The sequence below is a fragment of the Polaribacter dokdonensis genome, from assembly GCF_024362345.1.
In the GTDB taxonomy this organism is placed as follows: domain Bacteria; phylum Bacteroidota; class Bacteroidia; order Flavobacteriales; family Flavobacteriaceae; genus Polaribacter; species Polaribacter dokdonensis.
In genome coordinates this window covers 1,837,355-1,851,189 of sequence record NZ_CP101505.1, presented here as the reverse complement: position 1 = coordinate 1,851,189, position 13,835 = coordinate 1,837,355, and the positions used below count along the sequence as shown (strand labels likewise).

Sequence of the window (13,835 nt, the reverse complement as noted above, 5' to 3'; positions counted from 1 at the left end):
ATCATGAAAAATTTAGTTGGAATTTTATTATTTACATTATTAACAGTGTCAATTACGAATGCTCAAAAAATCGAAATGAACAAAGTTTTTGGGGGTTATGAATTTAAGCAGAATGATAAAACGCTTCTTTTAAAAGACATGAAAGAGATTATGAAAGAGAATAATGAAGCATTAGCATTAATTCAGTCAGCAAAAACAAATCAGACTTGGGCTTTGGTTTTAGGAACTGCAGGTGGAGCTTTAGTCGGTTTTCCTATTGGTACAGCAATTGGTGGAGGAGATCCTGAATGGGCTTTAGCAGGAGCAGGTGCTGCATTAATTGTAGCTACAATTCCAATTGTAAAAGGGTTTAACAGAAAAACTAAGAAGGCTGTAGAATTATACAATGCAGGCTTATCAACCACTAGTTACCAATTTCAACCTACTTTTAATTTAAAGATTAATGGAACTAATTTCGGAATTTCAATGAATTTTTAATGAAAACAAATCTGTTTTATATCACAGTTTTATTGGTTTTATTTTCAGCTTGTAAAGCTAGTTATGACGCCTCAGAATACATAAAATCAGAAAAAACTGATGTTCCAGATTATAATTTAGAAGAGAATTGGGCTGTATTACCAAATAAATATACTGCAGAATTTACAGAATTTGCATCAAAGGAACCAGATACTTTAAAAGCAGATGTGTTCTATGTTTATCCTACTTTAAATACAGAAAAAGGCGATTTAAGATGGAATGTGCCTATAAATGATAAAAAGCAACAAGAAAAAGTATTAAATAGAGCAGTACTTTATCAAGCTTCAGCCTTTGCAACTTCAGGTAAAGTATATGTTCCTTATTATAGGCAAGCACACTTGCGTTCGTATTCCCGTCTAAAAAATGGTGGAGAACAAGCATTATTATTGGCATATTCAGATGTAAAAAAAGCATTTGAAGTCTATCTTGAAAAGTATAATAAAGGAAGACCAATAATAATAGCAAGTCATAGCCAAGGTTCTACACATACTAAGTTTTTATTAAGAGATTTTTTTGATGGCCAACCTTTACAAAATAAATTAATTGCGGCTTACGTAGTTGGTACAGTTGCAAAACCAGATTTATTTAAGACCATAAAAGTAATGACAAAACCGAATGAAACAGGAGGTTTTGTTGGGTGGAATACGTTTAAAAAAGGCTATTATTCAAAAAAAGGAAAGGATTACTTTAAAGGTAGTGTAACTACAAACCCAATAACTTGGAATTTGGACAAAACCACAACTTTAGAGCAACACAAAGGTTTCTTATATTCTAATAATAAAATTTATGATAAAGCTTTAAAAATTGAAGTTACAGATGGTTTAATTTGGAGCACAACACCAAAATTTCCTGGTAGACTTTTTATGTCTTTTATGAAAAATTATCATGTAGGAGATATTAATCTTTTCTGGAAAGACATTCAGCAAAATGCTGAGTTAAGAACAAATACATACTTTAAATTAAAAAGCAATTTGTAACAAATTAATTACTTGTTCGTCTGAAAGGAAAACCAAGTAACATGAAAAAATTAATCACATTCGTATTTGCACTATTCGTTTTAACTGCATCAGCACAAACATCAACCTTTAAAAAGTTTTATAAAAGCCATAAAGAACACTCTCAATTTTCATTAAATGTATCAGCATCAATGGTGGGTTCATTCTTTAATGATGAAGATTCAGATGAGGTTGCAGACCTGCTAAAAAAGTCAGGTAACTTTAAATTAATGGTTTTTGATAATGAGAATCAAGAAGTTTCTAAAGACTTTAAGAAATATATTAGAAGAAATAATTTAAAAACTATGGTTCGTGTAAAAGGCGATGATAGTAGAGCTGAATTTTACACCTTAGAAAAGAACAACTTAATAAAAGAAATCATTTTCAAGGCAAATAGTGATGATGATAGCTTGGTGCTTTTAGGCTTAAAAACAAGCATGACTAAAGAAGAACTTGCAAAGTTGCTTTCTAATTCAGACAAAATATAAAACCAAGAGAGAAAGTGTTAATTCACTTTCTCTTTTACTTTTTCTACTTCTTTCTTACTGTTTCCAATAAAAATTTCACCTTCAATAATAAAAACAGGTCTTTTTAGAAAAGTATATTCCTCTAAAAGATATTTTTTAAAATCAGCTTCAGATAACGATTTATCCTTTAAACCTAAAGATTTATATAATCGTGAACGTTTATTAAACAAGGCCTCATAACTGTTAGAAAGCGCGTACATTTCTTGTAGCTGAGTTTCATTTACAGGGTTTGCTTTTATTTCTTGCTGTTCAAAACCATCTAAATTCACTTCCTTTAAGATACGTTTACAAGTATCACAAGTTTTCAAAAAATAAACTTTCTTCATTTTATATCAATTATATTTACAGTATCAAAATTAAGTATAAAAATGAAAATTCAATTTGATATTTTAAGAAAATCTAGAGATTTAATATTAAAAGAAATCGATGGTTTATCTTTAGAAGAACTACACAAAATACCTGATGGTTTTAAAAATAACATTGCTTGGAATGTAGCACATATAGTGGTTACACAACAGTTATTACATTATGGTTTATCTGGCTTAAATCTATTATGTCCAGATGATTTGGTAGAAGCACACAGAAAAGGTACTGTGCCTACAAAAACATTTACAGAAGAGGAGTTTGAAGAAGTTAAAGAACTTTTAATGGGCTTACCAGATACTTTAGAAGAAGATTTTGAAGCAGGTATTTTCGAGAACTACAAAGAGTACCCAACAAGCACAGGCTTTGTACTTTCTTCTATAAATAATGCCATTCCTTTTAATAATTTTCATGAAGGTATACATTATGGAATTATTAGATCTATAAAAAAGTTTCTTTAGGTTTAGAAGCTGTTTCCAGCTTTCACTACTCGCTTTTTTGAGTTGCTGATAAAAATCAGCAACTCAAAAAGAGCTCAAACAAGTCGTTCAATCTGGGCTAAGCCTATTTAGAATATTCTCGCTTTTTGTAATTTTAAGTCTATTAAAACATGAAATTCAATACCAAAACAATTCACGGAGGTCAGAAGCACGAAGAAACAACAGGTTCAGTAATGCCACCTGTTTTTTTAACATCAACCTTTGCACAATCTAGCCCTGGGCAGCACAAAGGTTATGCATATGCAAGAGGTACAAACCCTACTAGAACTGCTTTAGAAGCTAATTTTGCAGCACTAGAAAATGGCACGCATGCATTCGCATTTGCATCTGGAATGGCTGCTATAGATGCAGTTTTAAGATTGTTAAAGCCAGGAGATGAAGTAATTGCAGGAGATGATTTGTATGGAGGAACTTACAGAATGTTTACACAATTATTTCAAAAATATGGTTTAGAGTTTTCGTTTGTAAATATGAATAAGGTTGCTAATGTAACCAACGCAATTACTTCAAAAACAAAATTGGTGTGGATAGAAACACCTACCAATCCATTAATGAAAATTGCAAACATTCATAAAATAACAACGAATGTAAAAGAAGAAAATTCAGAAATTTTAATAGCTGTAGATAATACATTTGCAACACCATATTTGCAAAAACCATTAGATTTAGGTGCAGATATTGTTATGCATTCTGCTACTAAATATTTGGGAGGCCATTCAGATTTGGTAATGGGTGCTTTAATGGTAAAAGAAGAAACATTGGCTAAAGAAATACATTTTATACAATTTGCAGCAGGTGCAATTGCAGGGCCCATGGATTCTTTTCTGGCTTTAAGAGGTGTAAAAACTTTGCATGTTAGAATGCAAAGACATTGTGAAAACGGCTTGAAAGTAGCTCGATTTTTAGAGACACATTCTAAAGTTGGTAAAGTGTATTATCCAGGGTTAAAATCTCATGAAAGCTACGAAATTGCCAAAAAGCAAATGACAGCTTTTGGTGGTATGGTTTCTTTTAAGTTAAAGGATGAAAGTAAAGAAGCAACCTTTTCATTTTTAGAAAGCACAAAATTATTTACGTTGGCAGAATCTTTAGGTGGTGTAGAAAGTTTGGTAAATCATCCTGTAACCATGTCTCATGGTTCTATTCCAGAAGAAGAGCGCTTAAAAATTGGTATTACAGAGTCTTTAATACGTCTAAGTGTTGGTATTGAAGATGTAGAAGATTTGCTAGCTGATTTAGAACAAGCTTTAAATGCCTAATTCTTTAAGGAGCGTTATTAATGATTATTAAATTGTGGAGAAAACCTTCTTTTATCAGTAGAAACGTAACCTTTCTTCATTTGAAAATAAATTATAGACCCTATAACAGGTGTAATTAAAACTAATAAAAAGAACAAACCTTTATGTTTTGGATCTTTAAAATTACTTCTATTAATATCAATAATAGCCCAAAACCATAGTAATATAGATAAGCAGGCTAAAATTAATAAAGGTATAGACCAGGTAAATATCATATATTCTATTTTGATGTAATTTACAAAATTAATTAATAATAAATATTTCCTCTACAAAATAGTTGGCTCTAAGTGCGTAATTGTTAATGGCTTCATTATATAAAATTACTTCTGGCTGCTGCTTTTTTAGATAGTTTCCTGTGTCCCATTTATTATTTCCATTTTCATCTATTATGGCTCTAACTGTGTATTTAATGGGCTCCAATAAATCAAAAACCAATTGCGCAGAAGAATTAATAAAACGTCTTTCTACAATTTCATCTTGATTTTGACCAGACAATAATTCTATGATTACGTTTTTAGAATTAATATTATTTACGTTTAACGTTATTCTACCATAATCTTCTAACTCATTAGTAACAAAATAATAAGCTAAACTATCATTGGCAACTTCATAAATGTCTGTAAACGCTTTTGGTAAGAAGCTAAATTTATATTTGTCTTCTGGCTTTTTATCAAAAACAAAGGCAATCTTATTTTCTTTTATAGACGGAATGATTTTATATTTTACAGCTAAAGTATCTTTATCAAATAAATTAATTTTGGTACTATCTATAGTAACAATAGGTGTGTTACTATTTATATAAAACGTATCTCTTAAGTTTAAAATATTTCTGATGGATGATTCAATAATTAAAGAATCTATATTTTTTTTTCGTAATCGAACAGTAATAGTATCTAAAACATCATTGTTTGCAACTATAAAGTTTAAAGAGTCTCTCTCTATTGGAGTATACCAATAATTCAAAGTATCTTTTTTGGAATCAAATTTTGCAATACTTTTAAAATCCTCAGGTACATCAGAAAGTAGGTTAATTTTCATGTCTTTTGCATCACCATAAAAACCAAACTCAATTTTACCCTTCGCAGTTTCTTTTCCTCTTGCAAATTCATAAGGTTGTTCTTCATTAAATAACACAATAGAATTTGGAATTATACTATCTTTAGGAAGCTGAATAGTATCTTTATAAAAACCTATTTTATCGGTTTTAGAGTTAAAAATATAGTCGTTTAAAGGCTCTTTTAAGGCTAATAATAAATAGTTTCCTTTTCTTAGGTTGGTAAAATTGTAATTGGTAGTATCTAAGGTACTTGTAACATAATCAGGTTTTCTTTTATAGATAATAGAGTCATTAAATGTGCTGTCTATTCTATACATTAAAACGTTTACACTTCTAGGTGTTTCAAGAAGTTCTGCATCTTTAATAGTACCAAAAGTGGTTAAAGAATCTATATAACTACCAGTAGAAAAAACATATTTAAAGTTTTCTAATTGATTACCTTCATTGTTATCTTGAACTGCGTTGCCAAAATTTAAGATGTAAGTTGTATTTGCTTTAAGGGTGTCAATAATTTCAATATCAATAAAATCACTTGGTGTTCCTTGAGGTGTAATTAAAGGTGGGTTTTTCATGGGTGGAGAAACTACCAATTGCTTATTTAAATCTTTAAGAGTTACATACTCATCAAACTCGATTCTAATTTCAACTTCATCAAAATTAGTACTTTCATAAGGAGGGTTTGCTGTAACAAATAATGGTGCTTCTTCATCTTTAGGACCTCCATCAGGTCTTCCAGTTCTTGCACAATTTATCATTAGAAAAAGAAATGATAGTAATAAAAGTAACCTGTAACTAGTTTTCACAAAAATAAATTTAAGACAAAATAACGATTAATTTTTGAATAAAAAATCATAAAATTTATTCAGTAAAGGCCATAGTAAGAATGCTAATTTTAGCATTTGTAGCTTTCTGAAACTCATTTGCACAAGCCTCTAAAGTTGCACCAGTTGTAATTACATCATCAATAAGCAATACATGTTTGTTGTTAAAAAAGGCAGCATCTTCTAATTCAAACTTAGTATCATTATTAGTAAAACGTTCAAAACGTGCTTTTAATGTCTGTGTTTTTGTTGCAGAAATACGTTTCAGTTTATCTTCAATTAAAGGTTTATCTAAGTGATAACTTAAGCGTTCTCCAAATTTAGTGACTTGATTATAACCTCTTTCCATTAATTTCTTAGGATGTAAAGGCACAGGTACCATACAATCTATGTTTTCAAATTCTTTGTTTTCGCTCAAAAGCTCTCCTAACCAATTCCCAAAGAAAACACCAATTTCTTGGTTGTTTCTGTATTTTAAATCTTGAATTAACTTACGAGCACTACCTTTCTTCCTATAGTAAAGAAGGGCAAAGCCTTTGTGTATTAACGTTCGTCCGTAAAATGTTTTGGTGACCTTGTTTTCTCTAAAGTTTGTAAAATTAGTTAATGGCAAATCATGCCTGCAAAGCGTGCAAATGGTAGTTTCGTTTTCAACTAATTTTAATTCACAAACTGCGCATAACTTTGGATAAAAGAGATACAATAGATCTTTTAATATTTTCATAGCATAAAAGAAATCTAAGGAAAGATACATAAAATGATTTTTACCAATTTTTTAAACTGCAGTTTTATTGATAAATTTCGGTAAACGTGTATCTTTGCGCTCATTATGGCAAAACAAGAAGATCAGTTTAAAAAAGTTTTATCGCACGCAAAAGAGTATGGATATGTATTTCAGTCTTCTGAAATTTATGATGGTTTAAGTGCGGTTTACGATTATGCTCAAAATGGAGTTGAGCTAAAGAAAAATATTAGAGATTATTGGTGGAAAGCAATGGTGCAAATGCACGATAATATTGTAGGTATTGATGCTGCAATCTTAATGCACCCAACTACTTGGAAAGCTTCTGGTCATGTAGATGCCTTTAACGATCCTTTAATTGATAATAAAGATTCTAAAAAAAGATACAGAGCAGATGTTTTAGTTGAAGATTTTAGAGAAAAAATAAATCAGAAGATCCAGAAAGATATAGAAAAAGCTCAAAAACGTTTTGGAGATGCTTTTAATGAAGAAGAGTTTAGAGCAACTAACCAAAATGTAATTCGTCGTCAAAAACAGATAGATGAAATTTCTGCAGAGCTAGCAAGAGTTCAAGAAGAAAATGATTTAGCTGGTTTTAAACAATTAATTGTAGATTTAGGTATTGGTTGTCCAGCTTCTGGTTCTAAAAATTGGACAGAGGTAAAGCAGTTTAACTTAATGTTTGGTACTCAAATTGGGGCATCAGCAGAAAACGCTACACAAGTATATTTAAGACCAGAAACAGCACAAGGAATTTTTGTAAACTTTTTAAACGTTCAAAAAACTGGACGTATGAAAATTCCTTTCGGAATTGCACAAACAGGTAAAGCCTTTAGAAATGAAATTGTTGCAAGACAATTTATTTTTAGAATGCGTGAATTTGAGCAAATGGAAATGCAATTTTTTGTAAAGCCAGGTACTCAAAAAGAATGGTATACTACTTGGAAAGAAACACGTTTAAAATGGCATTTATCATTAGGTATGGGGTCTGAAAATTATCGTTTTCATGATCATGATAAATTAGCTCACTATGCAGATGCTGCTGCAGACATTGAATTTAATTTTCCTTTCGGATTTAAAGAATTAGAAGGTATACACTCAAGAACAGACTTCGATTTAAAAGCGCATGAAGAATTTTCTGGTAAAAAGTTACAGTACTTTGATCATGAAGAAAACAAAAGTTATGTGCCTTATGTTGTAGAAACTTCTATTGGTTTAGACAGAATGTTTTTAGCAGTTTTCTCTAATTCATTACAAGAAGAAGAATTAGAAAATGGTACAACAAGAACGGTTTTAAAATTACCGGCAGTTTTAGCACCTTTTAAAGCAGCAGTTTTTCCTTTAGTTAAAAAAGATGGTTTACCAGAAGTTGCTAAGAAAATTATAGAAGATTTAAAGTGGGACTTTAACGTATTTTACGATGAAAAAGATGCAGTTGGTAAACGTTATAGAAGACAAGATGCAGCAGGTACACCTTTCTGTATTACTGTAGATCATGATTCTTTAGAAGATAATTCTGTAACTATTAGACATAGAGATACTATGGATCAGAAACGTGTTAAAATTTCTGATTTAAGAGATATCATTAAAGCTGAGGTTGATGTAAAAACTTGGCTAAAAAAGATGGAAGCTTAAGAATTAAATAGCATAAAAAAAATCCTCATCAATTGGAATTGATGAGGATTTTTTTAGTTTATAATTTTAGTTTTTAGAAACGATATCCTACTGAAATACCTATTCTTGGGAAACCTTCATAATTACTATCTCTAACTAAGTTTCTACCAACACCCAAAAGTAATTCTGTAGTAAATCCTTTTTTAGAAACAAATTTTCCACCTACAGAAACACCTAAAGCAAAGCCAGTTTCAAACTCTTCATTATTACTTGAAAAACCATAATAATTTCTTGCTGAAAATAAGGCTCCAAAACCCTCTACAAAGAAACCTCTAGCAAATTTTCCAGAAAAATAACGCCTATAGTAAGGGGTTATTGCGTAATTTAAATCGCTTTCATCTGTATTAGTATTATAGGTTGCAGATAATCCATAAGAAGATTCTTCATTAATTAATCTTTCATAAGAGGCATCTATCCAAGGACCAGCAACTAGCGTTAATACATTTACCTTAACCTCATGTTTTTTGTCTTTATCTTGTGGGTATTCTTTTTCTTTATCTTGAGCAAATGAGATTGCTGTTGCAAATAGAAACACCAAGAGTAATACTTTTTTCATAATTGATTGATTAGATTTTTAAGAAGGCTAAAGTATTAAAATATAAATATAAAAAAGTTAAAAAATGGCTCTTAACTGAACACTACCTGTATGTATTGCTCTAGAGTTCTCACTTTTTCTACCAAAATAACTCAGATTTAAGTTTAAGAAAGTATTTAGTTTTTTATTAAAAAGTAAATTCCAAGTATAGTTTTTACCTGCTTGTAAACCTTCTAACATTTGATAAGCAACTGGTGAGTTTGTGTTACCAGAAAAATCGTTTAGAAACACATTTACATTTGCAGAAATTTGATTTTGTTTTTTATCTATTAAAAAATATTCAATTCCAAATTTTTGTTGTGCCAATGTTTCTAAATTCTGAATTTGATTTTCTTTGTTTTTATAATGGTAAAAAGCAGAAAATCTATGATTTCTATTATAGAGAAAACTTAGTTTTGGTGCTATTTCATAGGCGTCTATAGCATAGTTTCTATCGTTAAAATTCTCTGTATCTAAGATGTTTTTACTTACTTTATTCAGCATTTCTATTAACCAAAATGTAGAAAATTTATGAGCATAATCTAGTTGGTGAATTCTAATATTATTTTCTTGACTCCCAATAAAAAACTGCTGTTTTAATTTAGAACTTCCGTAAGTAAATGTGAGGCTATTTTGTTGCAGATCTTTATTAAAATATAAGCTGTTTCTAAAATTTAGGTTTAAACCAACTAATGAGTTTTCATCAAAATCAAAAGGATTTAATTGAAAGCTATTACCTATTCTTTCTTGCTCATTTTCTACAGTTAAAAAACTTTGGTTATAAAATTTAGAAAGCACTTTTTTAAATCCAGATTTTGAGCGCCAACTGCTAAAATTAAGGGTTAAATTTTGTTTCCATTGAGCACGTTGAGTAGCTATAAAACGTAAATTGGGTTTTGGTAATCTTAAATAGTTTGCTTGATCTTGAAATTGAGCAATTTCGAATTCGTTAAAATCTTTTATACCATCATTATTGTAATCAATCCAAGTATAGAAACCTAAACCAGGTTCTGTTTGCACATAAATATAATCTTGCCTTGCCACATTTCCAGAAGAGGTTTCGTAAATGGTACTAATATTTACAAAGTTTTTAAATAGTTTTTGATTAAAAACAATTCTGGAATTCAAGGTTTTTTCATCATCAGTAAAATTATTTTCTGTAAGTCTGTAATTGGCGTAAACACTTAAATTGCTGTTTTTATTTTTGATGAGTTTACTATTGATGTAAAACGTTTTTCTGTTGTTGATTTCTGCAAATGCGTTTGATTTAATACTGTCATTATTTCTGTAATTAACTCCAATTTTAGCAAAGATTTTGGTGGAATCTCCTATTCCATAATAAGCTTCATATTCTTTAAATCTATGACTGGTATTTCTAAACTGATTGGTATTTGTTTCTTTTCTCGAATTTGTTTCTATATTAATAAAAGATCCTAACCAAGATTTTTTAAGTGAATGTTCTGCTTTAGCTCTTGCTCTTAAAAAGAAATTGTCTTCAATAGGTGATGAGTTCGATAAATAACTACCATCTACAAAAAATGTAGTTTTTTTGGATTTTATTTGAGATTTAAGTCTGTGTTTAGAGCCCTTGAAACCATTGTTATAGGTTAAATTATTAAAGCTGTAGGAAATGAAATCGTTCTTTAAATTTGTAAGATTAATTTCTGATTTAAAGTAGTTTTTTGTAGCATCATTGGTTAAAATATTCCAATCTCTATTAAATTCTACTGGTTCATATCTTTGTACTGTATTAAAGTTTTGTTCAGCATATTCATGACTAATATTACTAATCAATTTCCATTTTTTATCTATTAAAACTTGTTGCCAATTTACTTTAGCAGCCAAGCCAATATTTTCATCATCACCTAAATTGGAAAATAAATTTTGATCATTATTACTTAATGCAACTTCTGCATTTAAAGTGGTTTTTTTACTAGCATTTAAAGCAGATTTTACAACAAACATTTGCGATTTTGAAGGTGCAATTAATCTAATAACTGGATTGTAATCACCTTGATTTACACCAACATAAACGTAAATATTGCCAATAGCAATTGTGCTATCTAGAATATAGTTTCCATTATTACTGCCAACGTTTGTAAAGGTTACAGAAAACAGTTCATCATTTTCATTGGTAGAATATTCAAAGTAATTTTCGTTATTATTGGTTACTTTTTTGTATAAAATCTTATTTTCATCAAAAGTGTCTAAAAAGGCACTTTCTGCAAACATTGCATCAATATTATTACCAGCATTTGCTAATATTTCTTTTTGATCATTAGTTAAACTTTGTTGTAAAGGTTGATTTTTTGAATCATTTTCTGAATAAAAATAACCAGCTAAACTAAACTTTTCTCCTTCATATTCTGCTTTTTCATAGGTTATAAAACGAGTATAGTTTCTTTCTGCATACTGGAAATCTATCCAAATACGCATATCATTAGTAATAGGAAAAGTGGTAGTAAAAGTAATTTCTCCTAAATTGTAATTAATTAGATAATCTTCATTTTCACCTCGTTTTAAAAGTGTTCCATTTACATAAACTTTTTCTGAGCCTTCAATAATTAAAATTGCAGCTTCATTATTAGCACCCAATATTTTATATGGGCCTTGATTACCTTCAACACCTGTAAAATTAAATGTGTTAAATGTGCCTCTAACAACTGCACCAGATGCTGCTACAGTTAACTCATCTGTAACTTTGGCTTCTACCTCTAAACCAGCCACTTGTTTTACAAAAGGAAAAAAGAAAGTTTCAGTATTTTTAAGTGATAAATCTCCTGCTTTAACTCGCCAGTTTTTTGCATACATTTCTATGAAAACACGATCAAAATCGGTTAAATTTTGAGAATATCCATTCTCTTGAATAGGAATATTTGTATCAAAAATATTAGCTCTTAATGATACGTTTTTAGATAATTTACCAGAAATTTCTAAATCTAATGCAGAATTAGTAACAGCATTTTGATTGTTACCAGATGTTAAACCCCTAGTTATAAAACCTCTTGTTTCTAAACCTTCAAATAAATTTATGTCTGATGGTTTTTTATTAGTTGTTAAACTATACAATTTACCTTGATTGGTATTTTGTTTAATGATTAACTTTTTATCAAAAGGAGTATAAACTTTGGTTAAGAAAGAGGGTAGTCTGTAGTATTCTACATATAAAGACTCGAATTTTCTGGCATCAACAATTAAAATTGCTTTGCTAAAATTGATGGTATAATCTGTTTTGGCTAAAGGCTTTTTAGTTGCGTTAAATATTTTAAAATATTGTGAGTTTAGAGGAACAGAATCTAGTTGAATGGTATCTTGTTTAACTTCTAAAAATTTTTTTCTAAAATCTGTGTTTGTAGTTTGAGCCTGTGCACAGAACCCAATAAAACCAAAAAATAGAAAAAGTAATTTTTTAAACATATTAACAATATGTACCTAACGTAAAAATATGTTTTTTATGTTTTATGGTGCCTTATTTTAAAAAAGAGATTGCTGTTTGTTTGGGCTTTCGTGATTTAGTAACCATTTTTTGCGCCAAATACCACCTGCATAACCTGTTAAAGATCCATCTGAGCCTATAATTCTATGACAAGGAATAATAATCCATAATGGGTTTTTACTATTTGCAGCTGCAACAGCTCTTATAGCTTTAGCATCGCCCAAAACTTTACTTTGTTCTAAATAACTTCTGGTTTTACCAAAAGGAATGTTTAGCAATGATTTCCAAACTTTCTTTTGAAAATAGGTTCCTTTAGGGTTTACAGTTAAATCAAAACTGGCTCTTTCTCCTTTAAAATATTCTTCTAATTGTGTAACACAATATTTTAATATTTCTGGAGTATCTGCATCTAAATCATTTTGAGAAACTTTGGTTTCATCTAAAACTATTACAGATTGAATTCCATTTTCATCACCAGTAATTTTTGCAATTCCTATAGGTGTTTTATAATATGTGGTTTGAGTTTCAATCATTAAATACCAAAAACCTCTTTAGAATTTTGTGTAGTAGTTTTAGCAATTTCTTCATAAGAAATGTTATAAATATCAACTAGTTTATCTACAACATTGGTTATGTAAGCACTTTCATTTCTTTTACCTCTAAATGGTTTTGGTGCTAAATAAGGGGCATCTGTTTCTAAGACAATGTGATTTAAATCAATTTCATTTAAAAATTTATCAATTTTACCATTTTTAAAAGTAGCAACTCCACCTATACCTAATTTCATATTGTAAGAAATGGCTTGTTTTGCTTGTGCTAGAGTTCCTGTAAAACAATGAAAGATACCTCTTAAATCTTCTCCTTTTTCAGATTCTAAAACTTCAAAAATTTCATCAAAAGCATCTCTACAATGAATTACAATAGGTAGCTTTTTTTCTTTAGCCCATTTTATTTGAGTTCTAAAGGCTTCTTGTTGCTGTTGTAAAAAGCTTTTATCCCAATATAAATCAATACCAATTTCACCAATTGCATAGAAGTCTCTTTGATCAATCCATTCTTTTACATGAGCTAATTCTTCTAAATAATTTTCTTTTACAGAAGTTGGGTGTAAACCCATCATTAGAAACACATCATCAGGATTTTCTTTTTCTAAAGACATCATGCTCTTTGTGTAAGATGAATCTATTGCAGGTATAAAAAAGCGAGAAACACCTGCATCTTTAGCACGTTGAATCATAGCCTGTCTATCTTCATTAAATTGCTCTGAATATAAATGCGTGTGTGTATCTGTAATCATGAAATGCGTTTAATTTTCATCAACAAAATTAAGAA

14 protein-coding genes are annotated in these 13,835 nt (G+C 29.6%); 6 read left to right on the top strand and 8 right to left on the bottom strand.

The window, feature by feature from the left end:
- The first annotated feature begins 3 nt into the window (after positions 1-3).
- Genes LPB302_RS08205 through LPB302_RS08195 form a run of 3 tightly spaced genes read left to right on the top strand, consistent with a single transcriptional unit; the run spans position 4 to position 1,999 of the window.
- The gene (locus LPB302_RS08205) at positions 4-477 is read left to right on the top strand and encodes a hypothetical protein (RefSeq protein ID WP_053974009.1); all 474 of its coding nucleotides are present in this window, start codon (positions 4-6) and stop codon (positions 475-477) included.
- Positions 477-1,493, top strand: coding sequence for a DUF3089 domain-containing protein (locus tag LPB302_RS08200; RefSeq protein WP_053974010.1), 1,017 nt, complete (start codon positions 477-479; stop codon positions 1,491-1,493). The genes LPB302_RS08205 and LPB302_RS08200 overlap by 1 nt, the downstream gene beginning before the upstream one ends.
- Before the next feature lie 41 nt (positions 1,494-1,534).
- Positions 1,535-1,999 carry a DUF4252 domain-containing protein gene (locus LPB302_RS08195; protein ID WP_053974011.1) on the top strand — a complete coding sequence of 155 codons (465 nt, stop codon included), beginning with the start codon at positions 1,535-1,537 and terminating at the stop codon, positions 1,997-1,999.
- 17 nt (positions 2,000-2,016) lie between these two features.
- Here the strand turns inward: LPB302_RS08195 and LPB302_RS08190 are convergent, their stop codons facing one another.
- Complete coding sequence (locus LPB302_RS08190) at positions 2,017-2,364, bottom strand: arsenate reductase family protein (protein ID WP_053974012.1); 348 nt, start codon at positions 2,362-2,364, stop codon at positions 2,017-2,019.
- 42 nt (positions 2,365-2,406) lie between these two features.
- Here LPB302_RS08190 and LPB302_RS08185 point away from each other — a divergent pair, with 42 nt between their 5' ends.
- Positions 2,407-2,862, top strand: coding sequence for a DinB family protein (locus LPB302_RS08185; protein WP_053974013.1), 456 nt, complete (start codon positions 2,407-2,409; stop codon positions 2,860-2,862).
- Positions 2,863-3,011: 149 nt separating this feature from the next.
- Positions 3,012-4,160, top strand: a complete 1,149-nt coding sequence (locus LPB302_RS08180; protein WP_053974014.1) for a cystathionine gamma-synthase — start codon at positions 3,012-3,014, stop codon at positions 4,158-4,160.
- A 17-nt stretch (positions 4,161-4,177) separates the two neighbouring features.
- Here the strand turns inward: LPB302_RS08180 and LPB302_RS08175 are convergent, their stop codons facing one another.
- The 3 genes from LPB302_RS08175 to LPB302_RS08165 are packed head-to-tail and all read right to left on the bottom strand — an operon-like array spanning position 4,178 to position 6,801.
- Positions 4,178-4,414 carry a PLDc N-terminal domain-containing protein gene (locus tag LPB302_RS08175; RefSeq protein WP_074613503.1) on the bottom strand — a complete coding sequence of 79 codons (237 nt, stop codon included), beginning with the start codon at positions 4,412-4,414 and terminating at the stop codon, positions 4,178-4,180.
- Between the two features lie 28 nt (positions 4,415-4,442).
- Positions 4,443-6,059 (bottom strand): Ig-like domain-containing domain, encoded by a 1,617-nt coding sequence (locus tag LPB302_RS08170; RefSeq protein ID WP_176966462.1) that lies wholly within the window; start codon positions 6,057-6,059, stop codon positions 4,443-4,445.
- Positions 6,060-6,114: 55 nt separating this feature from the next.
- Positions 6,115-6,801 carry a ComF family protein gene (locus tag LPB302_RS08165; protein ID WP_053974016.1) on the bottom strand — a complete coding sequence of 229 codons (687 nt, stop codon included), beginning with the start codon at positions 6,799-6,801 and terminating at the stop codon, positions 6,115-6,117.
- 105 nt (positions 6,802-6,906) lie between these two features.
- Between LPB302_RS08165 and LPB302_RS08160 the strand changes: the two genes are divergently transcribed.
- On the top strand, positions 6,907-8,454 hold the full coding sequence (locus tag LPB302_RS08160) for a glycine--tRNA ligase (RefSeq protein WP_053974017.1): 1,548 nt from the start codon (positions 6,907-6,909) through the stop codon (positions 8,452-8,454).
- Positions 8,455-8,527: 73 nt separating this feature from the next.
- Here the strand turns inward: LPB302_RS08160 and LPB302_RS08155 are convergent, their stop codons facing one another.
- The 4 genes from LPB302_RS08155 to LPB302_RS08140 are packed head-to-tail and all read right to left on the bottom strand — an operon-like array spanning position 8,528 to position 13,800.
- Positions 8,528-9,049, bottom strand: a complete 522-nt coding sequence (locus LPB302_RS08155; protein WP_053974018.1) for a DUF3575 domain-containing protein — start codon at positions 9,047-9,049, stop codon at positions 8,528-8,530.
- Between the two features lie 57 nt (positions 9,050-9,106).
- The gene (locus LPB302_RS08150) at positions 9,107-12,484 is read right to left on the bottom strand and encodes a DUF8818 domain-containing protein (protein WP_053974019.1); all 3,378 of its coding nucleotides are present in this window, start codon (positions 12,482-12,484) and stop codon (positions 9,107-9,109) included.
- A 57-nt stretch (positions 12,485-12,541) separates the two neighbouring features.
- Positions 12,542-13,036, bottom strand: a complete 495-nt coding sequence (locus LPB302_RS08145) for a methylated-DNA--[protein]-cysteine S-methyltransferase (RefSeq protein ID WP_053974020.1) — start codon at positions 13,034-13,036, stop codon at positions 12,542-12,544.
- Positions 13,036-13,800, bottom strand: a complete 765-nt coding sequence (locus LPB302_RS08140) for a TatD family hydrolase (RefSeq protein ID WP_053974021.1) — start codon at positions 13,798-13,800, stop codon at positions 13,036-13,038. The genes LPB302_RS08145 and LPB302_RS08140 overlap by 1 nt, the downstream gene beginning before the upstream one ends.
- Between the last annotated feature and the right edge of the window lie 35 nt (positions 13,801-13,835).